The sequence below is a fragment of the Brenneria sp. g21c3 genome (assembly GCF_040240345.1).
Lineage (GTDB): Bacteria > Pseudomonadota > Gammaproteobacteria > Enterobacterales > Enterobacteriaceae > Brenneria.
In genome coordinates this window covers 1-23,254 of sequence record NZ_JBEIAB010000023.1, presented here as the reverse complement: position 1 = coordinate 23,254, position 23,254 = coordinate 1, and the positions used below count along the sequence as shown (strand labels likewise).

General features: G+C 55.1%; 19 protein-coding genes and 2 tRNA genes. 8 read left to right on the top strand and 13 right to left on the bottom strand.

The window, feature by feature from the left end:
- Positions 1–361 precede the first annotated feature (361 nt).
- Positions 362–688, bottom strand: coding sequence for a thioredoxin TrxA (trxA, locus tag ABRZ28_RS21875; RefSeq protein ID WP_319606231.1), 327 nt, complete (start codon positions 686–688; stop codon positions 362–364).
- A gap of 236 nt (positions 689–924) precedes the next feature.
- Here trxA and rhlB point away from each other — a divergent pair, with 236 nt between their 5' ends.
- A complete protein-coding gene (rhlB, locus tag ABRZ28_RS21870; RefSeq protein WP_319606230.1) occupies positions 925–2,214 on the top strand; it encodes an ATP-dependent RNA helicase RhlB in 1,290 nt (429 codons plus the stop codon).
- A gap of 6 nt (positions 2,215–2,220) precedes the next feature.
- Positions 2,221–3,717, top strand: coding sequence for an exopolyphosphatase (ppx, locus tag ABRZ28_RS21865; protein ID WP_330521547.1), 1,497 nt, complete (start codon positions 2,221–2,223; stop codon positions 3,715–3,717).
- A gap of 83 nt (positions 3,718–3,800) precedes the next feature.
- Here the strand turns inward: ppx and rep are convergent, their stop codons facing one another.
- Entirely contained in the window at positions 3,801–5,825 is a 2,025-nt protein-coding gene (gene rep, locus ABRZ28_RS21860; protein ID WP_330521546.1) for a DNA helicase Rep, read from the bottom strand.
- 217 nt (positions 5,826–6,042) lie between these two features.
- On the opposite strand from rep, the gene ppiC reads away from it, so the two are divergent.
- Both ppiC and putP read left to right on the top strand, forming a co-directional pair.
- On the top strand, positions 6,043–6,324 hold the full coding sequence (gene ppiC / locus ABRZ28_RS21855) for a peptidylprolyl isomerase PpiC (RefSeq protein ID WP_319606227.1): 282 nt from the start codon (positions 6,043–6,045) through the stop codon (positions 6,322–6,324).
- A 429-nt stretch (positions 6,325–6,753) separates the two neighbouring features.
- Positions 6,754–8,247 (top strand): sodium/proline symporter PutP, encoded by a 1,494-nt coding sequence (gene putP / locus ABRZ28_RS21850; protein WP_319606226.1) that lies wholly within the window; start codon positions 6,754–6,756, stop codon positions 8,245–8,247.
- 103 nt (positions 8,248–8,350) lie between these two features.
- On the opposite strand, the gene ilvC is transcribed toward putP, so the two are convergent.
- Complete coding sequence (gene ilvC / locus ABRZ28_RS21845; protein ID WP_319606225.1) at positions 8,351–9,829, bottom strand: ketol-acid reductoisomerase; 1,479 nt, start codon at positions 9,827–9,829, stop codon at positions 8,351–8,353.
- Between the two features lie 167 nt (positions 9,830–9,996).
- Here ilvC and ilvY point away from each other — a divergent pair, with 167 nt between their 5' ends.
- Together ilvY and ABRZ28_RS21835 are read left to right on the top strand one after the other, a co-directional pair.
- On the top strand, positions 9,997–10,887 hold the full coding sequence (gene ilvY / locus ABRZ28_RS21840; RefSeq protein ID WP_319606224.1) for an HTH-type transcriptional activator IlvY: 891 nt from the start codon (positions 9,997–9,999) through the stop codon (positions 10,885–10,887).
- A gap of 68 nt (positions 10,888–10,955) precedes the next feature.
- Positions 10,956–11,414 carry a thermonuclease family protein gene (locus ABRZ28_RS21835; RefSeq protein ID WP_330521545.1) on the top strand — a complete coding sequence of 153 codons (459 nt, stop codon included), beginning with the start codon at positions 10,956–10,958 and terminating at the stop codon, positions 11,412–11,414.
- A gap of 29 nt (positions 11,415–11,443) precedes the next feature.
- Here ABRZ28_RS21835 and ABRZ28_RS21830 read toward each other — a convergent pair whose 3' ends face one another.
- From ABRZ28_RS21830 to ilvL, 7 genes are all read right to left on the bottom strand, one after another.
- Entirely contained in the window at positions 11,444–12,190 is a 747-nt protein-coding gene (locus tag ABRZ28_RS21830; RefSeq protein WP_319606222.1) for a DUF2461 domain-containing protein, read from the bottom strand.
- A 97-nt stretch (positions 12,191–12,287) separates the two neighbouring features.
- Entirely contained in the window at positions 12,288–13,832 is a 1,545-nt protein-coding gene (ilvA, locus tag ABRZ28_RS21825; RefSeq protein ID WP_330521543.1) for a threonine ammonia-lyase, biosynthetic, read from the bottom strand.
- Between the two features lie 2 nt (positions 13,833–13,834).
- The gene (gene ilvD / locus ABRZ28_RS21820; RefSeq protein ID WP_319606220.1) at positions 13,835–15,685 is read right to left on the bottom strand and encodes a dihydroxy-acid dehydratase; all 1,851 of its coding nucleotides are present in this window, start codon (positions 15,683–15,685) and stop codon (positions 13,835–13,837) included.
- Positions 15,686–15,765: 80 nt separating this feature from the next.
- Entirely contained in the window at positions 15,766–16,692 is a 927-nt protein-coding gene (locus ABRZ28_RS21815; protein ID WP_319606219.1) for a branched-chain amino acid transaminase, read from the bottom strand.
- 25 nt (positions 16,693–16,717) lie between these two features.
- Positions 16,718–16,981 carry an acetolactate synthase 2 small subunit gene (ilvM, locus tag ABRZ28_RS21810; RefSeq protein WP_319606218.1) on the bottom strand — a complete coding sequence of 88 codons (264 nt, stop codon included), beginning with the start codon at positions 16,979–16,981 and terminating at the stop codon, positions 16,718–16,720.
- A 17-nt stretch (positions 16,982–16,998) separates the two neighbouring features.
- A complete protein-coding gene (gene ilvG / locus ABRZ28_RS21805) occupies positions 16,999–18,645 on the bottom strand; it encodes an acetolactate synthase 2 catalytic subunit (protein ID WP_330521542.1) in 1,647 nt (548 codons plus the stop codon).
- A 140-nt stretch (positions 18,646–18,785) separates the two neighbouring features.
- A complete protein-coding gene (gene ilvL / locus ABRZ28_RS21800) occupies positions 18,786–18,884 on the bottom strand; it encodes an ilv operon leader peptide (RefSeq protein ID WP_071778504.1) in 99 nt (32 codons plus the stop codon).
- A gap of 513 nt (positions 18,885–19,397) precedes the next feature.
- Between ilvL and ABRZ28_RS21795 the strand changes: the two genes are divergently transcribed.
- Positions 19,398–20,924 (top strand): YifB family Mg chelatase-like AAA ATPase, encoded by a 1,527-nt coding sequence (locus ABRZ28_RS21795; RefSeq protein WP_330521541.1) that lies wholly within the window; start codon positions 19,398–19,400, stop codon positions 20,922–20,924.
- 84 nt (positions 20,925–21,008) lie between these two features.
- Here ABRZ28_RS21795 and ABRZ28_RS21790 read toward each other — a convergent pair whose 3' ends face one another.
- Positions 21,009–21,347 (bottom strand): MaoP family protein, encoded by a 339-nt coding sequence (locus tag ABRZ28_RS21790; RefSeq protein WP_319606215.1) that lies wholly within the window; start codon positions 21,345–21,347, stop codon positions 21,009–21,011.
- A gap of 119 nt (positions 21,348–21,466) precedes the next feature.
- On the opposite strand from ABRZ28_RS21790, the gene hdfR reads away from it, so the two are divergent.
- On the top strand, positions 21,467–22,297 hold the full coding sequence (hdfR, locus tag ABRZ28_RS21785) for an HTH-type transcriptional regulator HdfR (RefSeq protein ID WP_330521540.1): 831 nt from the start codon (positions 21,467–21,469) through the stop codon (positions 22,295–22,297).
- A 571-nt stretch (positions 22,298–22,868) separates the two neighbouring features.
- Here hdfR and ABRZ28_RS21780 read toward each other — a convergent pair.
- Positions 22,869–22,944, bottom strand: a tRNA-Trp gene (locus tag ABRZ28_RS21780).
- Between the two features lie 8 nt (positions 22,945–22,952).
- Positions 22,953–23,029: transfer RNA gene (locus ABRZ28_RS21775), tRNA-Asp, on the bottom strand.
- Between the last annotated feature and the right edge of the window lie 225 nt (positions 23,030–23,254).

Genomic DNA, 23,254 nt, shown 5'->3' with positions numbered 1-23,254 from the left:
ATGGTATGGCAGGGTCATCCATGCCTCTATAACAACCTCCAATCACCGAGTGCTCGTTTTGTCTCACACTTAAGACGTGCGGACTCTGCACAAAACGATAGCAAGGGATCGAAAGCACATAAAACCAATTATTTTAAAACTATTAGATTGCCCAAACCAGATGACGAACATTTTTATAAATCAATGACTTTCCGATTTTGACACAGAGTAATGCTTTAGACTCTAACTTTCAGGCTTAAGCTTAAAGGCTTAAACATAGGTAAGTACGATATGCAGTGATGAAGAATCTAGCACGCTTCCTGACGGGCGGCAAGCAGTGAATATGAGAATTACTCGTTGCCCGCTTGCCGCCCTCAGAAATTTACAGATTGGCGGTCAGGAACTCTTTCAGTTGACCTTTCGACAGGGCGCCCACTTTGGTCGCCGCGACTTCGCCGTTTTTGAACAACAACAGCGTAGGAATGCCGCGAATGCCGTATTTCGGCGCGGTGGCCGGGTTTTCATCGATATTGAGTTTGGCGACGGTCAGCTTACCGGCGAACTCTTCAGCAATTTCATCCAGAATAGGAGCGATCATTTTACAGGGACCACACCACTCAGCCCAGAAATCAACCAGGGTTACGCCCTCAGCTTGCAATACTTCCGTATCGAAACTGCCGTCAGTCAGGTGAATAATTTTATCGCTCATGTTTTACTCCACAGGATTATGTCTATACCCAATAGGTCGCAAGGTTCAAGGGGATGGCGGCCAAGCGCTTACTGAAGTCAAGCGACCGGGGTAAGAGAAGGCGGCCAACACGCCCGCCACTTGAAAGATGAAGGGCATATCTACCTCGTTGGTGTAGATTAACCAACAACAAGGTTGACTTTATTTCACTGGATACGCTTTCGTAAAGTAATAGTTAGCTGATATTCTACCACACTATGAGCAAAACACACTTAACTGAACAGAAGTTTTCCGACTTCGCCCTGCACCCGCAGGTTATCGAAGCCCTTGAAAGCAAAGGGTTTCATAACTGTACGCCGATTCAGGCGTTAACGTTGCCACTGGCTTTGTCAGGACGTGATGTAGCGGGTCAGGCGCAAACCGGTACTGGCAAGACGCTGGCGTTTCTCGCGTCTACTTTCCATTATTTGCTTTCGCACCCGGCCGGCGCAGAGCGTCAGATCAATCAACCGCGCGCGTTAATCATGGCGCCGACGCGTGAATTAGCCGTGCAAATTCACTCTGATGCAGAAGCGCTTTCCCGTCTGACCGGCTTAAAACTCGGTCTCGCCTATGGCGGCGACGGCTATGACAAACAGCTTAAAGTGCTGGAAAGCGGCGTTGATATTCTGGTTGGCACCACGGGCCGCCTGATCGACTACGCCAAGCAAAACCATATTAATCTGGGCGCGATCCAGGTTGTGGTGCTGGATGAAGCCGATCGCATGTACGATCTCGGTTTTATCAAAGATATTCGCTGGCTGTTCCGCCGCATGCCGCCGGTAACGCAGCGCCTGAATATGCTGTTCTCCGCGACGCTTTCCTACCGCGTGCGCGAACTCGCCTTTGAACAAATGAACAATGCGGAATACGTTGAGGTCGAACCGGAACAAAAGACCGGCCACCGTATTAAAGAAGAGCTGTTCTATCCCTCCAATGAAGAAAAAATGCGTTTGTTGCAGACCCTGCTTGAGGAAGAGTGGCCGGATCGCTGCATTATTTTCGCCAATACCAAACACCGCTGTGAAGATATCTGGGGACATTTGGCCGCCGACGGCCATCGCGTCGGCCTGTTAACCGGCGACGTGGCGCAGAAAAAGCGTCTGCGCATTCTGGATGATTTCACCCACGGCAATCTGGATATTCTGGTGGCGACCGATGTCGCGGCGCGCGGCCTGCATATCCCGTCCGTCACGCACGTATTCAACTACGACCTGCCGGATGATTGCGAAGATTATGTTCACCGTATCGGTCGTACCGGCCGCGCGGGCGAAAGCGGTTTCTCCATCAGCCTCGCCTGCGAAGAATATGCGCTGAATCTGCCGGCGATCGAAACCTATATTGGTCATGGTATTCCGGTCAGTAAATACAACAGCGATGCCCTGCTTAACGATTTACCGGCGCCGAAACGTTTAACGCGCCCGCCGCGTTCCAATAACGGCACGCGCAGAAACAACGCGCCGCGTCGTAACGGGCCGCCGCGCACTAATCGCAAACGGCAGGGTTAATCGCGCATGTTTAGTTCTTCTTCACTCTATGCCGCCATCGATCTCGGCTCCAACAGCTTTCATATGCTGGTGGTGCGGGAAACCGCCGGCAGCATTCAGACGCTGGCGAAAATAAAGCGCAAAGTCCGCCTTGCCGCCGGACTGGATCAGCACAATCGCTTATCGCCGGAAGCGATGCAGCGCGGCTGGCAGTGCCTGCAACTTTTTGCCGAACGGTTGCAGGACATCCCGCGGGACCAGGTGCGGGTCGTCGCCACCGCGACCTTAAGACTCGCCACCAATGCCGACGAATTTCTGCAACAGGCCAGTCGGATACTGGGACTACCGGTTCAGGTTATCAGCGGTGAAGAAGAAGCCAGATTGATCTATCAGGGCGTCGCCCATACCACCGGCGGACCGGAAAAGCGTCTGGTGGTCGATATCGGCGGGGGCAGCACCGAACTGGCGACCGGCGTCGGCGCGCAGGCTACCCGGCTTTTCAGTTTACCGATGGGGTGCGTAACCTGGCTGGAGCGCTACTTCAGCGATCGTAATCTGGCTGCCGAAAATTTCGAACGCGCCGAACAGGCCGCCCGCGACATGGTGCGCTCGGTGGCGAACGACTTGCGTCAACAGGGATGGCGGATCTGCGTCGGCGCTTCCGGCACCGTGCAGGCATTGCAGGAAATCATGGTCGCCCAGGGAATGGATGAATATATCACCCTGGAGAAACTTCAGCAGTTAAAACGGCATGCCATCCAGTGCGGTAAACTGGAAGAACTTGAAATCGAAGGACTCACCCTGGAGCGCGCGTTGGTTTTCCCCAGCGGGCTCGCCATTCTGCTGGCGATTTTTCAGGAGCTCGATATCAAAACCATGACGCTGGCCGGCGGCGCGCTGCGCGAAGGTTTGGTGTACGGCATGCTGCATTTGCCGGTTGAACAGGATATTCGTCACCGCACGCTGCACAATTTACAGCGCCGCTACCTGTTGGATATCGAACAGGCGAAGCGGGTAAGCTCGCTGGCCGATAATTTTCTACAGCAGGTCGCCCGGCGCTGGCAGTTGGATAATCGATGTCGTGAGCTTCTGCACCACGCCTGTCAGGTTCATGAAATTGGACTGAGTATCGATTTTCGTCAATCACCGCAACATGCCGCCTACCTGATCCGCAATAGCGACCTTCCCGGATTTACCCCCGCTCAAAAGAAACTATTGGCGACGTTGCTGCAAAACCAGAGCAATACGGTCGATTTGGCGTCGTTAAACCAGCAAAACGCGCTGCCGGCGATACAGGCTCAGCGTTTATGCCGCTTACTGCGTCTGGCGATTATTTTTGCCAGCCGTCGTCGTGACGACACCCTGCCTGAGGTGCGTTTGCAAGCCGAAGGAGAGACCTTAAACGTTATTCTGCCCGTCGGCTGGCTGGCGCGGCATCCGCTAAGGGCGGAAAATCTGGAACTGGAAAGCCGCTGGCAAAGCTATGTTCACTGGCCATTAATCCTCAAAGAAAACACGCTGTAATCTTTTTCGGGCGACGCCCTCGGCCGCCCGTCTTAGTTTTCTTTTCCAGCGTATCTGTCGCCGTCAAGGCGGCGGATTGAGGATTACTTGCTTTCTTTGGCTTTAGCCAACTGGGCGCGAATATTCGCCAGATGCCCCTGCCCTTTCTGCATCCGTTCCTGCGCGCTCACCACTTTGCGCTCGGTTTCCCAAATGACGTCATCCTGCGGCAACTCCAGTAGGAAACGGCTGGGTTCCGGACGCATCAGTTCGCCGTACTGACGCCGCTCTCTGCACAGGGTAAAGGTCAGCTCGCGCTGCGCGCGGGTAATGCCGACATAGGCCAGACGGCGTTCCTCATCGACATTCTCTTCATCGATGCTGCTTTGGTGCGGCAACAGTCCTTCCTCCATGCCCACTAAAAAGACATAGGGGAACTCCAGGCCTTTCGACGCGTGCAGCGTCATCAGTTGCACCTGATCCAGCTCTTCTTCATTTTCCCCGCGCTCCATCATATCCCGCAGGGTAAAACGCGTGACCACCTGAGTCAGGGTCATCGGTTCATCCAGATCCGAGCCTTCCAGCATTTCCGTCATCCAGCTAAAAAGCTGATTGACGTTTTTCATCCGCATTTCGGCGGCTTTTAGGCTGGGCGAGGTCTCATATAGCCAGCTTTCGTAATCCAGCCCGTGGATCAAATCCCGCACCGCGGCGACCGGCTCGCGTTCGGCCAAACGGGCGACCTCCGCCACCCACTGGGTAAACCGCTGCAAAGACTCCAGGCCTCGCCCGGTCAGCGACTGACTTAACCCTAAATCAAAGCTGGCGTTGAACAAGCTTTTATTGCGCTGATTAGCCCATTCTCCCAGTTTCTTCAGCGTGGCTGGGCCGATTTCACGCTTGGGCGTGTTGACGATACGCAAAAAGGCGCTGTCGTCATCCGGGTTGGTCAACACGCGCAGATAGGCCAGCAGATCCTTGATCTCAGGACGCGAGAAGAACGAGGTGCCGCCGGAAATGCGATAAGGGATACGGTTCTGCATCAGCATTTTTTCAAACAGGCGCGACTGATGATTACCGCGGTACAGGATGGCGTAGTCGCCATACTGGGTCTTATTGATAAAATGGTGCGCAATCAGTTCGCCCACCACCCGTTCGGCTTCGTGATCCTCATTGTTGGCGGTGATGATTTTTAATTCATCGCCATAGCCCAGCTCGGAAAACAGGCGCTTTTCAAACACGTGCGGATTATTGGCTATCAGGATATTGGCGGCTTTCAGAATACGCCCGGAGGAACGGTAGTTTTGCTCCAGCTTGATGACCTGCAAAGCGGGGAAATCCTGCTGCAACAACACCAGATTCTGCGGTCGCGCGCCGCGCCAGGAATAAATCGACTGATCGTCGTCCCCCACCACGGTAAAACGGGCGCGGCTGCCCACCAGCGATTTAACCAGTTCATACTGGCTGGTATTGGTGTCCTGATATTCGTCCACCAGCAGATAGCGCAGACGATTCTGCCAGCGTTCGCGCACCTCCTGATTGTGTTTCAGCAGCAACGTCGGCAGCAGGATCAGATCGTCGAAATCCAGCACGTTGCAGGCGCGCAGATGATCGTGATACAGCGCGTAGCAGTGCGCGAACAGCTGGTCGCGCTCGGAACGCGCCGCCGCCGCCGCGCCGGCGGGATCGATAAGATCGTTCTTCCAGTTTGAGATCGTCGACGTCAACTGCTGCAACAGCGTCTTGTCATTCTCCAGCCACTGCTCGGTCAGCTCTTTCAGCAGCGCCATCTGGTCCTGATCGTCAAACAGCGAGAAATTGGCTTTCATGCCCAGCGCCGCATATTCCCGCTTGATGATTTCCAGCCCCAGCGTATGAAAGGTGGCGATCGTCAGCCCACGGGTTTCTTTACGCCCCAGGGTATGAGACACGCGTTCCTTCATCTCGCGAGCGGCTTTGTTGGTAAAGGTCACGGCGGCGATGTGGCGAGGCTGATAGCCGCATTGGCGGATCAGGTGGGCGATTTTATTGGTAATGACGCGCGTCTTGCCCGAACCGGCGCCCGCCAGTACCAGACAGGGACCAGTAACAAATTCGACGGCGTGTTGTTGGCTGGGGTTTAGACGCATAACGGCAAGACTCAATCATAAAACAGGGGGCGATTGTAGCAGAAAGCGGCGGCGATCTTGATCGGCGATTTCGCTTCAAAGATGTACGCCGCGATCCACATCCTGCGTTGCAGATGTTACATTGCACGCAGGCATCTCTCCCCAATCGATTTCAGGTTGCAGGAAAATAAACGCCGGCGATTTGGATGACGAAGGGAATACGTAAAAAGGTAATAAAATGGCAAATACCGCAGCAGCACTCCATATTCTGGTGGATACCGAACAACAGGCCAACGATATCCTGGCGCAGTTGGAACAAGGCGCCGATTTTCAGAAAATGGCGCAGAAATACTCAACCTGCCCGTCAAAGCGCAACGGCGGCGATTTAGGCGAATTCCGTAAGGGCGATATGGTCCCCGCTTTTGATAAAGCGGTATTTTCCTGCGAATTGTTGAAACCTTTCGGACCGGTGAAGACCCAGTTCGGCTATCACCTCATTAAAGTGTTATACCGTAATTAGACTTCCTTTCCCCGCCTTCCCCTGACAGGGGGAGGCGACACGATATCGCGATGCTTTGCTGCAAACATTGAAGCCACTTGCTTCTCTTCTCGCTTCTGTCCGCCCAGGCTCACTCTCTTTCCAGCCCGCCGCGCGCCGCCGAAAATCGCGCCGACAGGGCGACGAACGCCGGGACGCGACCTGCCTAGTGAGCCTCAGGGACGCTTGATAGGTTTTTTCTTCCTGAGATTGCGGCATAATCTCTCCCGCTTCAATTTAGCTGGAGATCGACAGCGCTATTCCCAGCATGTCGCAGCCGCTTTCAAGGCACTCGAAAAGTGGCGTCGCCATAAAAAAGTTTCGGGAGAGATTTTTAACGTCGCCAGCGTGAAGACCAGGGTCTATCGCACCATCGCGCATGTACAAATAATAATGAAAGTGGAGAGTTGAATGACAATGAGCACACCAATGCTGGTGACTTTTCTGGTGTATATCTTCGGGATGGTACTTATCGGCCTGTTCGCTTACCGGGCGACCAACAACTTCGGTGATTACATTCTGGGCGGACGCCGCATGGGCAGCCTGGTCACCGCCCTCTCCGCCGGCGCGTCGGATATGAGCGGCTGGCTACTGATGGGGCTGCCGGGGGCGATTTTCATTTCCGGCATTTCCGAAAGCTGGATCGCCATCGGTCTGATCATCGGCGCGTATCTTAACTGGAAATGGGTGGCCGGCCGTTTGCGCGTACACACCGAAGTCAACCACAACGCGCTGACGCTGCCGGACTATTTCACCCACCGCTTCGAGGACACCAGCAAATTGCTGCGCGTGATTTCCGCCCTGGTCATTCTGATCTTTTTCACCATTTACTGCGCCTCCGGCGTGGTGGCCGGCGCCCGCCTGTTTGAAAGCACTTTCCATATGAGCTACGGCGCCGCGCTGTGGGCAGGCGCCGCCGCCACCATCGCTTATACCTTTATCGGCGGATTTCTCGCCGTCAGTTGGACGGACACCGTGCAGGCCAGCCTGATGATTTTCGCCCTGATCCTGACGCCGGTGATGGTGATCCTGGCGCTGGGGGGCATCGATACCTCGCTGATGGTAATCGAAGCGAAAAATCCCGCCAATCTGGATATGTTCAAGGGTCTGAATTTTATTGCGATAATCTCGCTGATGGGCTGGGGGCTAGGTTATTTCGGCCAGCCGCACATTCTGGCGCGCTTTATGGCGGCCGACTCTCACCACACCATCCACAACGCCAGACGCATCAGCATGACCTGGATGGTTCTGTGTCTGGCCGGCGCGGTGACCGTGGGATTCTTCGGCATCGCCTATTTTAGCAACAATCCAGAACAGGCGGGCAGCGTCGCACACAACAGCGAACGGGTGTTTATTGAACTCTCGATGCTGTTATTCAACCCGTGGATTGCCGGCGTATTGCTGTCGGCGATTCTGGCGGCGGTGATGAGCACCCTGAGCTGCCAGTTGCTGGTGTGCTCCAGCGCCATCACCGAGGATTTGTACAAACCCTTCCTGCGTAAAAACGCCAGCCAGCAAGAGCTGGTGTGGGTCGGGCGCGCCATGGTGCTGCTGGTGGCCGCTGTCGCCATCGCCCTGTCGGCCAACCCGGAAAATCGCGTGCTGGGGCTGGTCAGCTATGCCTGGGCCGGTTTCGGCGCCGCCTTTGGTCCGGTTATTCTGATCTCGCTGCTATGGCCGCGCATGACGCGTAACGGCGCGCTGCTCGGCATGATCATCGGCGCGGCCACCGTGCTTATCTGGAAACATTACGGCTGGCTGGGATTGTATGAAATTATCCCCGGCTTCCTGTTCAACTGCCTGACCATCTTTGTGGTGAGCCTGTTGGGAAAAGCGCCGTCAAACACGATAACCGAACGATTCCATAAGGCGGAAACGGAATTCAGATCCGTCAAGGAAGCCTGATCCGCCGCCGGGCGCGGTTCGTCGCGCCCGTTTCTTATTTTCTATAGACAACAAAAAGGCACCGCGAACGCGGTGCCTTGACGTATTGAGCCGAGGGGGAAACTTAGCCGGCGACGGCGATACGTTTCATATCGGTCATATAGCCGCGCAGTTTACGGCCGACCGCTTCGATCGGGTGGTTGCGGATAGCTTCATTCACATCACGCAGCTGCGCGTTATCCACTTCCGTCGTTGCGATGGATTTACCCAAATCGCCCGGTTGCAGGGAAGACATGAATTTCTCTTTCAGCAACGGCACCGCCGCGTTGGCAAACAGGTAGTTGCCGTATTCAGCCGTATCCGAGATAACCACGTTCATTTCATACAGACGCTTACGCGCGATAGTATTCGCAATCAGCGGCAGTTCGTGCAGCGATTCATAGTAAGCGGACTCTTCAATGATGCCGGAACTCACCATGGTTTCAAACGCCAGCTCAACCCCGGCTTTCACCATCGCGATCATCAATACGCCGTTATCATAGTATTCCTGCTCGGCGATTTTACCGTCAAACTGCGGCGCATTTTCGAATGCGGTTTTGCCGGTTTCTTCACGCCAGGTCAGCAATTTAACGTCGTCGTTCGCCCAGTCGGCCATCATGCCGCTGGAGAATTCACCCGAAATGATGTCGTCCATATGTTTCTGGAACAGCGGCGCCATGATGGATTTCAGTTGTTCGGACAGCGCATAGGCGCGCAGCTTGGCCGGGTTGGACAGGCGATCCATCATCAGCGTGATGCCGCCCTGTTTCAGCGCTTCGGTCACGGTTTCCCAACCGAACTGAACCAGTTTTTCCGCATAGGCCGCATCGGCGCCGTCGGCGACCAGTTTGTCGAAGCACAACAGAGAACCCGCCTGCAACATGCCGCACAGGATGGTCTGTTCGCCCATCAGGTCGGACTTCACTTCCGCCACGAAAGAGGATTGCAGCACGCCGGCGCGGTGACCGCCGGTCGCCGCCGCCCAGGCTTTGGCGATAGCCATGCCTTCGCCCTGCGGATCGTTTTCCGGGTGAACGGCGATCAACGTCGGCACGCCGAAACCGCGTTTGTATTCTTCACGCACTTCCGTACCCGGACACTTCGGCGCCACCATCACCACGGTGATGTCTTTACGGATTTGCTCGCCGACTTCGACGATGTTGAAACCGTGGGAGTAACCCAGCGCCGCGCCCTGCTTCATCAGCGGCTGAACGGCCTTGACCACGGCCGAGTGCTGTTTGTCCGGCGTCAGGTTAACGACTAAATCCGCCTGCGGGATCAGTTCTTCATAGGTGCCGACCGTAAAGCCGTTTTCGGTCGCTTTGCGCCATGATGCGCGCTTCTCGGCAATCGCTTCCTGACGCAGCGCATAAGCGATATCCAGACCGGAATCGCGCATGTTCAACCCCTGGTTCAGGCCCTGTGCGCCACAGCCGACGATCACCACTTTTTTACCTTTCAGGTAGCCCGCTTCATCGGCGAATTCGTCACGTCCCATAAAACGACACTGACCCAATTGCGCCAACTGCTGACGCAGGTTCAATGTGTTGAAATAGTTAGCCATGTCATGCTCCGTATACTGTTTTGTTTGTCTGTTATTCGGGAAAGGTTTTCCGCCAGATGGGAAACCATTATGGCACTCATCATATGACAGGAAATGTGTTGCTTAAATTGATATATTAACAACGTCATATTGCAATATCTGCAAGATAAAAACGAGGCTCGCATCGCATGGATTTACGTGATCTCAAATTATTTCTCCACCTGGCCGAAAGCCGGCATTTTGGCCGCACGGCCAAAGCGATGCACATCAGCCCTTCCACGCTGTCGCGTCAGATTCAACGGCTGGAGGATGAGATCGGCCAAACGCTGTTCCAGCGCGATAACCGCACCGTGCAGCTAACCGATGCGGGCGAGCGTCTGAAGCTGTTCGCCCAGCAAACGCTGCTGCAATACCAGCAATTACGTCACGCTATCGGGCAGCGCGGCCCGTCATTAAGCGGCGAACTGCGGATTTTTTGCTCCGTCACCGCCGCCTACAGCCACTTACCGCCGATTCTGGATCGTTTTCGCGCGGAGCATCCGCTGGTGGAAATTAAACTCACCACCGGCGACGCCGCCGATGCCGTCGACAAAGTGCAATCAAACGAGGCGGATCTGGGCATCGCCGGACATCCGGAAACATTGCCCGCCAGCGTGGACTTTATGCCTATCGGCCAAATTCCGCTATCGCTGATTATCCCGGCGCTGCCCTGCCCGGTGCAGGCGCAAGTCAAGCAGCCCGACACCGACTGGGCGCAAATCCCGTTTATTCTGCCGGAGCACGGGCCGGTACGAAAACGTATCGAACTGTGGTTTCGCCGCCACCATATCGCCAATCCGCAGATTTACGCCACCGTATCGGGCCACGAGGCGATGGTATCGATGGTGGCGCTGGGCTGCGGCATCGCGCTTATTCCGGACGTGGTGCTGGAAAACAGCCCGGAGCCGGTGCGCAACCGCGTCTCGGTTTTTGCCGAAAATGCGATGGAACCGCTGGACCTGGGCGTATGCGTGCAGAAAAAGCGGTTAAGCGAGCCGTTAATCGCCGCGTTCTGGGAAACGCTACGGGAAAAACCATAAAATTTCCCCCCTCGCGGCATGCGTTATTTATCTTATCCGCCCGGCCATCGGCCACAAGGAAGGTCTTGATGAAATCGTATTTGCTGGCGGCGATATTGCTGTTCTCCGCCCCCGCGCCGGCGGCGACGCTCAGCGGCACGGTGGTGAACGTCGTCGACGGCGACACCATCGTGGTGCGTCAGAACGGCGTCGATTACCGTATCCGCATGCTGGGCATCGATGCGCCGGAATACCGACAGCCTTACGGCAAGACATCTCGTCGGGCGCTGGATAGACAGATTGGCGGGCGATGGGTGACGGTACACTATGAGACGCGGGATCGGTACGATCGCTACCTGGGTACGGTCTATTACCGGAACAGCAATATTAACGCCAGTCTGCTGCGCAACGGTCAAGCCTGGGTATACAAACACGACCGTAACAACCGCGAACTGATGCGCCATGAAAACGCGGCGCGCCAACAGCGGCTGGGACTATGGCGGCTTCCCCATCCTCTGCCCCCCTGGACGTACCGCCGGATGCACTGACGGTTCGCCGTAGATCGGCATTCCCTTGCCTAGCGTTCAAACCACGGGTTGGCGGAAAATGCATGCCGAGCCGGGCTTTCCGTTTCCTGCGCGGCTTTTTTCATGGCTTCGATATCCATCAGGTAATGATAAAGCGGTTCAAGCTGGGTAAATCCCTGCGCCAGCGTCGCAACCAAATCACCGGAGAACAGCGGCTCCATGTCCCGACTGGTATGAATGGCGGCAAAAGACTTACGGTTATACCAGTCGGCCAACTCCGCCGGCAGGTCTTTAATCAATGGGCGTTTATAACTTTCGCCTTCCAGGACAAACGTATCCTGTAAGCACTCCGCCGCCTCAAGGAAGCGTTGCGGGTTGCCGCGCAGCGTTTGACGGAACAGCTCCATCGTATTGCGCGCGGCGCTGTAATAGCCCAGCCCATAACGCCAGCAATCGGGGGCGATCTCAAAGAAATAGCTCGGCGCGTCCGTCCAGTCTTTGCGGGTACGTTTGAATGTCAGCCACATCTGGCTGCGGTAACGTGATTTATCGTGGGAAAAGCGGGTATCGCGGTGGATACGGGACAGCGTTTTGCCGATTGCCGGACGCGTTTCAAACCGATCGTCGATTGGCAACATGGTCAGGCTCAGCGCCTCCACCAGCGCGCGAAACGGCGCCAGCAGTTCCTGTTCGTAAATCGGGCGGTGTTCGTCAAACCACGCTTTATCATTCTGCTGACGTACCTGTTGGAGAAACGTCAAACCCTGCTGGGAAAAGCCATTGAAATGCATCGTCATCGTTTTACATCATCAGCGTTGCCTGTCGAATGACATAACGATAACGCTGCCGGCGGCGAAACGCCACCGGCAGCGTTATGCGCTGATGACTCAGCGACTAACCCGCCAGAAAGAAACGAAACGACGGATTATTGGTTTCGTCATGGCACTCGTAACCCAGATCGTGCAGATGCTTCTCAAACTCCGGATCGCGCTCTTCCCGTTCGAACGCCGCCAGTACGCGGCCGAAATCCATACCGTGGCTACGATAGTGGAACAATGAAATATTCCAGTGCGTTCCCAGCGTAGTCAGAAACTTCAGCAGCGCGCCCGGCGATTCAGGAAATTCGAAGCTATACAGCCTTTCCGTCAACGGTTTCGAAGGCCGTCCGCCCACCATATAGCGCACATGCAGTTTGGCCATCTCGTCATCGGACAGATCGACGACGTCGTAGCCGCCCGCGGCCAGATCGGCAATGATCTCTTCGCGTTCGGCATGACCGCGCGTCAGACGCACGCCGGCAAAAATGCAGGCCTCTTTTTCATTCGCATAGCGGTAATTGAACTCGGTAACGGAGCGGCCGCCGAGCAATTGGCAGAACTTGAGAAAGCTGCCCTTTTTCTCCGGGATCGTCACCGCCAGCAAGGCTTCACGCTGCTCGCCCAGTTCGCAACGCTCAGACACGTAACGCAGACCGTGGAAGTTGACGTTGGCGCCGGACAATACGTGCGCCAGGCGTTCGCCCTGAATCTGATGCTGCTGGATGTATTTTTTCATCCCGGCCAGCGCCAGCGCGCCGGAAGGTTCGGCAATCGCCCGCACGTCTTCAAACAGATCTTTGACTGCCGCGCAGATGGCGTCGCTGTCGACGGTGATCACGTCGTCCAGATATTCCCGGCAAAGGCGGAAAGTTTCATCACCGATGCGCTTGACCGCCACCCCTTCGGCAAACAGCCCCACGCGCGCCAGATCAACCGGCTGACCGGCGTCCAGCGCGGCGCGCAGACAGGCGGAATCTTCCGCTTCCACGCCGATGACTTTGATCTGAGGCATCAGTTGCTTGATCAGAACCGCGACGCCGGCCGCCAGACCGCCGCCGCCGACCGGTACGAATACCCGATCCAGGTGCGCGTCCTGCTGCAACAGTTCCATCGCCAGCGTCCCCTGCCCGGCAATCACGGCAGGATGATCAAACGGCGGTAGAAACGTCATATTCTGCTGCTGCGACAGTTCGATGGCTTTGGCCTTCGTCTCGTCAAAGTTCGCTCCATGCAACAGGACTTCGCCGCCGAAACCGCGCACCGCGTCGACTTTGATGTCCGCCGTGGCGACCGGCATCACGATCAGCGAGTTGATGCCGAGCTTGCTGGCGGAAAGCGCCACGCCCTGCGCATGATTGCCCGCCGAAGCGGTCACCACGCCATGCGCTTTCTGCTCGTCGCTCAATCCAGCCATCATCGCGTAGGCGCCGCGCAGCTTAAAGCTGTGCACCGCATGGCGGTCTTCACGCTTCACCAGGATGACGTTACCCAGCCGCGAAGAGAGTTTATCCATCTTCTCCAGCGGCGTAACCTGTGTGACTTCATAAACCGGCGAGCGCAAAATCGCCCGCAGATACTCCGCCCCGCAGGGCGCGGAGGGAAGTGGTTGTGACACTGCCATGGTTAGCCTCCCAGCTTACTCTTGTCACGAACGGCGCCTTTATCGGCGCTGGTTGCCAGGCTGGCATAGGCGCGCAGCGCAAAAGAGACCGGACGGTTGCGATTACGCGGCGTCCAGGCCGCGTCGCCCCGCGCCAGTTCGGCTTCACGACGGCTGGCCAGTTCATTTTCCGGCACGTCCAATGCGATGCTGCGGCCAGGAATATCAATCGCGATCATATCCCCGTCCTCCACCAGCCCGATGAGTCCGCCGCTGGCGGCTTCGGGAGAAGCATGGCCGATGGACAAACCGGATGTCCCGCCGGAGAAACGGCCGTCGGTGATCAGCGCACAGGCCTTGCCCAACCCCATGGATTTCAGGAAGCTGGTGGGATACAACATTTCCTGCATGCCCGGACCGCCTTTCGGCCCTTCGTAGCGAATGACCACCACGTCGCCGGCCACCACTTTGCCGCCCAGAATCGCTTCTACCGCATCATCCTGGCTTTCATACACTTTGGCCGGACCGCGGAACACCAGACTGCCTTTGTCGACGCCCGCCGTTTTCACGATGCAACCGTCTTCCGCCAGATTGCCGTACAACACGGCCAAACCGCCGTCCTGACTATAGGCAAACTCACGGGAACGAATACAGCCTTCCTGACGATCGACATCCAGCGAATCCCAGCGGCAGCTCTGCGAGAACGCCTTGGTGGTGCGGATACCCGCCGGGCCGGCGGTGTACATACGTTTCACGCCGTCGTCTTCCGTCACCATCACATCATATGCGTCGATGGTTTCCTGCAAGTTTTTGCCCAGCACGTTGCGCACGTCGCGATGCAGCAGGCCGGCGCGATCCAGTTCGCCCAGAATGCCGATCACCCCGCCGGCGCGATGCACGTCTTCCATATGGTATTTCTGCGTGCTCGGCGCCACCTTGCACAGGTGCGGAACCTTACGCGACAGACGGTCGATGTCTTCCATCGTGAAGTCGACCTCGCCTTCCTGCGCCGACGCCAGCAGGTGCAGTACGGTATTGGTCGAACCGCCCATGGCGATATCCAGCGTCATGGCGTTCTCGAACGCGGACTTGGTGGCAATGCTGCGCGGCAACACGCTTTCATCGTCTTGTTCGTAGTAGCGTTTCGCCAGCTCGACGATTCGCGTACCGGCTTTCAGGAACAGATTTTTACGATCGGAATGGGTCGCCAGCAGCGAACCGTTGCCCGGTAATGACAGACCCAGCGCTTCGGTCAGACAGTTCATGGAGTTGGCGGTAAACATGCCGGAACAGGAACCGCAGGTCGGACAGGCGGAGCGTTCAATCTGTTCGCTGTCGGCATCGCTGACGTTCGGGTTGGCCCCCTGGATCATGGCGTCCACCAAATCCAGTTTGATCAACTGATCGGACAGCTTGGTTTTCCCCGCTTCCATCGGACCGCCGGAGACGAAAATCGCCGGAATATTCAGGCGCAGCGCGGCCATCATCATTCCCGGGGTAATCTTGTCGCAGTTGGAAATACACACCATGGCATCGGCGCAGTGCGCGTTCACCATGTATTCAACCGAGTCGGCAATCAATTCGCGAGAAGGCAGAGAATAGAGCATGCCGCCATGCCCCATAGCGATACCGTCATCAACCGCAATAGTATTGAACTCTTTCGCCACGCCGCCGGACGCTTCGATTTGCTCGGCAACCAGTTTGCCCATATCGCGCAAATGCACATGGCCGGGTACAAACTGGGTGAATGAGTTAACCACCGCGATAATCGGCTTGCCAAAATCGTCGTCGGTCATTCCGGTGGCGCGCCACAAGGCTCGGGCGCCGGCCATGTTACGGCCGTGCGTGGTTGTGGCTGAACGGTACTTAGGCATACTCTTGTTACTCCAGTATTAACTTAATGGGCGATGGCAAAGCGCGCCATCACCTGAATCTGTCTGTCATAATGGGTTGATTAACGGTTAACCGGATCCAGCCAGCCCCATTTATCTTCCGTTTCGCCGGTAAACAGGCCGAAAAACGCCTGTTGCAGTTTTTTCGTCACCGGACCGCATTTGCCGATGCCGACCTGAATACCGTCGACGCTGCGAACCGGCGTGATTTCAGCTGCGGTGCCGGACATAAAGACTTCATCGGCCAGATACAGCGATTCACGCGACAGCACCTGTTCACGAATCTCCAGACCCAGCTCTTTCGCCAGCTTGATGATGGCGTCGCGCGTAATCCCCGGTAGGGCGGAAGACGTGAACGGCGGCGTGAAAAGGATGCCGTCCTTCACTTCAAACAGGTTTTCGCCCGCGCCTTCGGACACGTAGCCATGCACATCCAGCGCAATCCCTTCCTGATAGCCATGACGACGCGCCTCGCTGCCGACCAGCAGAGAGGACAGGTAGTTCCCGCCCGCTTTGGCGGCGGTGGGAATGGTATTCGCCGCAACACGGTGCCATGAAGACACCATCGCATCGATGCCCTGATCCAGCGCATCTTCGCCCAGATACGCGCCCCAAGGGAAAGCGGCGATGATGACATCCGGTTTGTAGCCGTCCGGCGGGTTAACGCCCATGCCGACATCGCCGACGAATACCAGCGGACGGATATAGGCGCCGGTCAGCTTATTTTTGCGCAACGTTTCGCGGCAGGCTTCCATCAGCTCATCGACGCTTTGCTGCAACGGCATGCGATAGATTTTCGCCGAATCGTGCAGGCGCTGCATATGCTCACGATGACGGAATACCGCCGGTCCGTTATGCGTGTCATAGCAACGAATACCTTCGAATACGGAAGAGCCGTAATGCAAGGCATGTGACATAACGTGAACTTTGGCATCAGCCCATGGAACCATTTCCCCGTTAAACCAAATGTAGTCGGCTTTCTTGGTCATTTCTTATTTTCCTTTCTCTTGTTTGTTAGGCGCTGAACTGCTGAGATGTTGTCATTGGCTGAATTTCAACATAAGCAATATCCAGCAGTTTACTCAACTGCGCCGACAATAAATCTATCGGACGATGACTGGCAACGGTCAGCTCAATATTGATGCGATCGTTGGTATTGGCGGTTTGGACCATGTTCATGGCGCAAACCTGGAAACCTCGATGCCGGGCGATGCGCAATACGCGTTCCAGAATCTCCGGACGAAAGCGGGCCTGAATGGAAAGCCGATGGTGTGTCATTCTCTTTTCTCCAGCTATTATTCTGTTTTATCCAGCATCGTTTCATTACCGGCGCCGGGCGGCACCAGCGGCCAGACATTCTCGTATTCATCGATGGAGACATGCAGTAAGTATGGACCTTCGCTGTTAAACAGCGCATTCAGTGCGTCATCGATCTGGTCTTTACGGCTGATACGCTGGCCCGGAATATTAAAAGCGCTTGCCAGCGTGAGGAAATCGGGGTTATCAGAAAGGTTGGTTTCACTATAACGTTCATCAAAAAACAGCTGTTGCCACTGTCGAACCATTCCCAATCGTTGGTTATCCAGCAGAACGATTTTCAGCGGTAACCGTTTTCGCTTAATGGTGCCCAACTCTTGAATATTCATCATAAAAGAGCCGTCACCCGAAATACAGATGACCATGTCATCCGGTCTGGCGACCTGCGCCCCCACGGCGGCGGGTACGCCGAATCCCATGGTGCCCAGACCGCTGGAGGTGATGAAGTTCTCCGGGCGAGTGAACGCCATATGCTGAGCCGTCCACATTTGATGCTGGCCGACATCCGTCGTCACCACCGTATTCGCCGCTTTGCGATCGGAGATGGCTTTCAGTAACGCAGGCGCATAAATCGCCTGGCCCGGATGATCGTAACGCCACGGGTATTCCGCTTTCATCAATGCGGCCTGTTCCCGCCATGCGTCGATGTCCAGCGGCTGTTGCAGCGCCGGCAACAGCGCTTTCAGATCCCCTTGCAGCGCGACATTGGCCTGACGCAACTTGCTCAACTCGGCAGGATCGATATCCATATGAATCACGCTGGCGTGCGGCGCAAAGGTATTCAGCTTGCCGGTTACCCGGTCGTCAAAACGAGCGCCCACCGCGATCAGGAGGTCGCACTGCTGAACCATCAGGTTGGCCGCTTTCGTACCGTGCATGCCAATCATACCCAGATAATAGGGATGATTGGCATCCACGCTCCCCAGCCCTTTCAACGTCGCGACGGACGGCATTCCGGTCGCGGCGATAAACGCCCGCAAAGCGGGAACCGCCTGCGCCATGCCAACGCCGCCGCCGACATACAATACCGGCTTCTGCGCCTTTGCCAATAGCTCGCGGGCCTGTTCAACCTCTCGCGCGGGAAAATCAAAGAGGGTATCGACCGGCGCAAAATTCGGCGTAAAGTCGCCCTCGGCCAACTGAATATCTTTCGGAATATCGACCAGAACGGGTCCGGGACGGCCGCTGCCGGCAATCGCAAACGCTTCGGCCATCACATCGGGCAGCGACTCCAACGACTCCACCAGAAAACTGTGTTTGGTACAGGCCAGAGACAGGCCTAATACGTCAATTTCCTGAAAAGCATCGGTACCGATCAAGGCGGACCCTACCTGACCGGTGATCGCGACGATAGGTACGGAGTCCAGTAAGGCATCGGCCAGGCCGGTGATCAGGTTTGTCGCGCCGGGGCCGGACGTCGCAATGCACACCCCGACTTTACCGGTTGCCCGCGCATAGCCAATCGCCGCCATGGCGGCGCCTTGCTCATGACGACACAGTAGATGTTCTACGCCGCCGTCGTAAAGTGCATCATAGACCGGCATAATCGCGCCGCCTGGATAACCAAAAACGGTTTCCACTCCCTGCGCCCGCAACGCTTGTACCACCCACTGAGCCCCAGTCATCGTTAATTCCCCAACATCTTGCGGGAATAACGGCATTTTGCACAACTCACCATCGTCTGTTCCCTTACGTTATACATTGCACCCAATAAAAAAACCCCCGACCTTTCGGTGCGGGGGTTTTCTTGAATTCGGGCTCGATTTTAAGCCATTCGTCGTCCAAGTGCTGCCCCGCACGGTGGGATAATAATCACCACCACGCTAATCACGACTAGGCTAATCACTAGGGAGAAGGCTTTCATAAATAGAGTGTTCATTAATCTACTGTTGAACGAGTGCCTACAGAGTTATCACAATCAGGCATGATATGACAACAATTTTTTCGGTGTTTTTCCGTTTATCAAAACAAGAACTACCCAAAAATAGAAGATAATCATCAGGTAGCAGGTGTTCCGATGAATCTCGTCACCATCAGGAATCTGAGCGGCTCAGCAATGAATCAGCGAGCAAATGGTAACGCGGTTGTGCGGAAAACTTGTGTCATGACCCAGCCGGGGTGGTGTTGGCGATGATTATATCAGTTTGCGCGGCAAGATGTAGGCGTCAATATCAGGCCGCGCGGCAGAAGCGGGCCGCCTTGCCGGTGAAAATGGCGCAGCGTCAGGCGTCCCATTTTGCGGCAAGCTACGCACAGATAAAGCAATCAATTGATAAGACGAGTTATTTTTCAAAATCGCCGCACAAAGTCCTCATCCGTCCATCCCCTGTCCGCTCGTTCTTGCGCATCATGAGCCTCTTCGCAAAAGGGGAATAGTATGGCGCTGGCGGTTACTTATACTCGGGCAATGATTGGCGTACAGGCGCCGGATGTCGCCATTGAGGTTCATATCAGCAGCGGATTACCCGCCCTCACGCTGGTAGGCTTGCCGGAAACGACCGTCAAAGAAGCGCGCGATCGCGTGCGCAGCGCGCTCATCAATTGCGGTTTCTCATTCCCGGCCAAACGGATTACGGTCAATCTGGCCCCGGCGGATCTTCCCAAGGAGGGCGGTCGTTATGATCTCCCCATCGCCTTAGCCATTCTCGCCGCTTCAGAGCAAATAAAAGGGGAAAGGTTAGCCCACTATGAGTTTCTCGGCGAATTGGGCCTCTCAGGCACGTTACGTGCCGTCAACGGGGCGATCCCGGCAGCGCTGGAAGCCATAAAATCAGGCCGTCAGTTAATCCTGCCTGACGGCAACAAACACGAAATGACGATGATCCCGCAAGGGGAGGCCTTGATGGCCGGGCATCTGCTACAGGTATGCGCGTTTCTGCAAGGTGAAGAAGCGCTGCTCAGTAGCAGTAGCGAGCCGCAGGAACAGCCGGCAGACGGCGATTTACCCGACCTGCAAGAAATTATCGGGCAGGAACAGGCCAAGCGGGCGCTGGAGATTACCGCCGCCGGGGGACATAACCTGCTATTGATCGGCCCGCCGGGAACCGGAAAAACCATGTTGGCCAGTCGGCTGAGTAATCTGATGCCTCCACTGAGCGATGAAGAAGCGCTGGAAAGCGCGGCGATCAACAGCCTGATCAATATCGACGCCACGGTAACGCGATGGCGCACCCGCCCATTCAGGGCGCCGCACCACAGCGCATCGATGACGGCGCTGGTTGGCGGCGGCTCTTTACCTAAACCGGGTGAAATCTCGCTGGCGCATAACGGCGTACTGTTTCTGGATGAACTGCCCGAATTCGAACGCCGCGTTTTAGACTCGCTGCGCGAACCGCTCGAGTCGGGAGAGATTATTATCTCCCGCGCCCGGGCGAAAGTTTGTTATCCAGCCCGCTTCCAACTGGTGGCGGCAATGAACCCCAGCCCTTCCGGCCATTATCAGGGCGTTCACAACCGTCTGCCGGCGCAGCAGATCTTGCGTTACCTCAGCAAGCTATCCGGTCCGTTTCTTGATCGCTTTGATATTTCTATCGAGGTTCCTTTGCTGCCGCCGGGAATATTGCGCCAGCAAACCTGTCCGGGAGAAAGCAGCGCGGTCGTCAGAGAGCGTGTACTCGCCGCCCGGCAGAGGCAACTTAAGCGGGCCAATAAAATTAACGCGCGGCTGCGGCCCAACGAGATAGAAAAATACTGTCAACTCGCAGTGGAGGACGCGGTCTATCTGGAAGAGGTGATGAGTAAACTGGGATTATCCGTACGCGCCTGGCACCGCATACTGAAAGTGGCCCGAACCATTGCCGATCTGAATGAACAAACAGATATACGCAGGGAACATCTTGCCGAAGCGCTGAGCTACCGTTGTATGGACCGGTTGCTCATCCGGCTTCACAAAAATCTGGAATAACGAGGGCAACCTCGCTACCGAAACGATCGCCACAGGGCCGGGTGTAAAGCCGACCGTAAAAAAGGGGCTTTCGCCCCATTTTTATTAATCGTCGCTTTCGGTGTACTCTTCTACCGCATCCATTTGCGGCTTACCGCCAGACAATGTGTGAAAGCGTTTCGGGCGACGAATGCGATCCATATATTTGGACCATATTTTTTCCATGTCGGTTTCAGCCTTACGCTCGCCGCGACACATCGCGACAAACTGGACTTCTTCTTCAGTGGCCGGTTGACGTTTACCCAGATCAAGTTCGTTAAAAGCATAACCATGGCGTTCCAGCAGTTGCGCTTCTTTAATGGTAAAGTCGCCGTGCCGGGAAAAACCACGTGGGTAAAACTTGTTATCAAAAAAACGATTATTTGTAGAGAAGCTTTCCGCCATCTTACACGCTCCTGATTCTCATATGGTCGTGCTGTTTATGGCGCGGAGTATTAGATAGGCTTGACATTGTGTAAAACAAAACATTTAAATCATTACGACAAATTTTTTTGGAGATAGGCGTGGATACCGAATTACTGAAAACCTTTCTGGAAGTCAGCAGGACAAGACACTTCGGTCGAGCCGCGGAATCACTCTACCTGACGCAGTCTGCCGTCAGTTTTCGCATCCGTCAGTTAGAAACCCAACTCGGCGCAAATTTATTTACCCGCCATCGCAATAATATTCGCCTGACGCCGGCTGGCGAGCGGCTTTTACCCTATGCGGAAAATCTGATTGGCACCTGGCAACTGGCCAAAAAGGAAGTTGTTCGCTCGCAACAGCATAGCCTGCTTTCAATTGGCGCCACCGCCTCGCTCTGGGAGGTGTATCTCACGCCGTGGTTACAAGCGCTTTATCAGCAGCGGCCGATGTTGCAGTTGGAAGCCCGCATCGCGCTACGTCATTCGCTGGTAAAACAACTCCATGAGCGTCAACTGGATCTGCTGATCACAACCGAACAGCCTAAAATGGATGAATTAGCCAGCCAACTGCTCGGCAATTTCTCACTTTCGCTGTTCGCTACAGAGACTCACGACGAGGCCGACCCAAAACTTCCCTACATCAAACTGGAATGGGGCGCTGATTTTCATCAGCAGGAAAGCCGGCTGTTGGTCAGCGATATGGTTCCGGTGTTAACAACAACCTCAGCGCATCTCACTCGGCAATTACTTACAACGACCGGCGGCTGCGCATTTTTACCCAGTCATTGGGCGCAACAATATACGCAGCTAAAAGTGTTGGATGATACCCCGCCCGTGGTGCGTCCGTTTTATGCCGTCTGGTTGCAGAATAGCGATCAGCAATCGCTGATTCGACAATTGCTGAAAACACCGATCGCGATCACGACATAATTTATACCGATATCATCAGACAAGCACGTCTGGTCGACCAGAACGTGCTTAACATTTTCATCGTTCTGTTCTTTAAAATCCGATCGTTATTAAGATAAAACACAGAGTCTGATAATAATCATCCAGACCGAACGCTCAGATTAATTTGTTTAAAAAATAGCAAAAATAGGCTTATCCACGGCTAATAAACAAACTCGTCGTGACAACACTTAACATCATGTCTATTTATCATCTTCAGCTCCGCTGAATCCAGGTAGCCCGGTGTATGGCTGGATTTACGCTGTTTTGAGCGATAAGCCACCTGACAGGGCTAACGCTAATCAGTTCGACTAATCAATGAAATGTCGCAGCCATTTTATATAAATGTCATAAATGAAGCGGAAAATTCCAAATAAGCAAAGGAGATTTTGCCCAACGATAAATATAGACTTACAGAAAAAAACAATAGAGGTATGTCTATAAATTCGGCGTCAGTAGAAATAACATTAAAAAAGAATTCAGATAGAGAATCATGAGGAAAAAAAGATTGGAACGAAAAAAAACCCTTCATAGGCTATGAAGGGTTTTTATCTGGCAGGGGCGGAGAGACTCGAACTCCCAACACCCGGTTTTGGAGACCGGTGCTCTACCAATTGAACTACGCCCCTAAATAGGGTGGCGGAACGGACGGGACTCGAACCCGCGACCCCCTGCGTGACAGGCAGGTATTCTAACCAACTGAACTACCGCTCCACCGATTCTGTTACGTGTATCTTCCTGATACTGCCCTCTGGGCCAGCTTTCCGCTGCTTGATCACCGAATGTCACCTCGGTAATCCGTGTTTGATGCCTGGCAGTTTATGAATCATTTCATGATTCACCCTACGGGCCGTTGCTGCGCAACGTTTAAAAGCCTTCGGCTTTTTTCCTACTCTCTATCGAGTAGCGAACTGCCCGTTGGATTTCACCGCTACTTCT

What these genes read in the sequence shown, in the direction of transcription:
- ABRZ28_RS21830 (WP_319606222.1), bottom strand. Translation starts at nt 12,190, where the DNA reads ATGACGATGCATTTCAATGGCTTTTCCCAGCAGGGTTTGACGTTTCTC.
- ilvC (WP_319606225.1), bottom strand. Translation starts at nt 9,829, where the DNA reads ATGGCTAACTATTTCAACACATTGAACCTGCGTCAGCAGTTGGCGCAA.
- ABRZ28_RS21835 (WP_330521545.1), top strand. Translation starts at nt 10,956, where the DNA reads ATGAAATCGTATTTGCTGGCGGCGATATTGCTGTTCTCCGCCCCCGCG.
- rhlB (WP_319606230.1), top strand. Translation starts at nt 925, where the DNA reads ATGAGCAAAACACACTTAACTGAACAGAAGTTTTCCGACTTCGCCCTG.
- putP (WP_319606226.1), top strand. Translation starts at nt 6,754, where the DNA reads ATGACAATGAGCACACCAATGCTGGTGACTTTTCTGGTGTATATCTTC.
- ppx (WP_330521547.1), top strand. Translation starts at nt 2,221, where the DNA reads ATGTTTAGTTCTTCTTCACTCTATGCCGCCATCGATCTCGGCTCCAAC.
- ilvD (WP_319606220.1), bottom strand. Translation starts at nt 15,685, where the DNA reads ATGCCTAAGTACCGTTCAGCCACAACCACGCACGGCCGTAACATGGCC.
- ABRZ28_RS21815 (WP_319606219.1), bottom strand. Translation starts at nt 16,692, where the DNA reads ATGACCAAGAAAGCCGACTACATTTGGTTTAACGGGGAAATGGTTCCA.
- ilvY (WP_319606224.1), top strand. Translation starts at nt 9,997, where the DNA reads ATGGATTTACGTGATCTCAAATTATTTCTCCACCTGGCCGAAAGCCGG.
- rep (WP_330521546.1), bottom strand. Translation starts at nt 5,825, where the DNA reads ATGCGTCTAAACCCCAGCCAACAACACGCCGTCGAATTTGTTACTGGT.
- ilvL (WP_071778504.1), bottom strand. Translation starts at nt 18,884, where the DNA reads ATGAAAGCCTTCTCCCTAGTGATTAGCCTAGTCGTGATTAGCGTGGTG.
- trxA (WP_319606231.1), bottom strand. Translation starts at nt 688, where the DNA reads ATGAGCGATAAAATTATTCACCTGACTGACGGCAGTTTCGATACGGAA.
- ppiC (WP_319606227.1), top strand. Translation starts at nt 6,043, where the DNA reads ATGGCAAATACCGCAGCAGCACTCCATATTCTGGTGGATACCGAACAA.
- ilvG (WP_330521542.1), bottom strand. Translation starts at nt 18,645, where the DNA reads ATGACTGGGGCTCAGTGGGTGGTACAAGCGTTGCGGGCGCAGGGAGTG.
- ABRZ28_RS21795 (WP_330521541.1), top strand. Translation starts at nt 19,398, where the DNA reads ATGGCGCTGGCGGTTACTTATACTCGGGCAATGATTGGCGTACAGGCG.
- ilvA (WP_330521543.1), bottom strand. Translation starts at nt 13,832, where the DNA reads ATGGCAGTGTCACAACCACTTCCCTCCGCGCCCTGCGGGGCGGAGTAT.
- ABRZ28_RS21790 (WP_319606215.1), bottom strand. Translation starts at nt 21,347, where the DNA reads ATGGCGGAAAGCTTCTCTACAAATAATCGTTTTTTTGATAACAAGTTT.
- ilvM (WP_319606218.1), bottom strand. Translation starts at nt 16,981, where the DNA reads ATGACACACCATCGGCTTTCCATTCAGGCCCGCTTTCGTCCGGAGATT.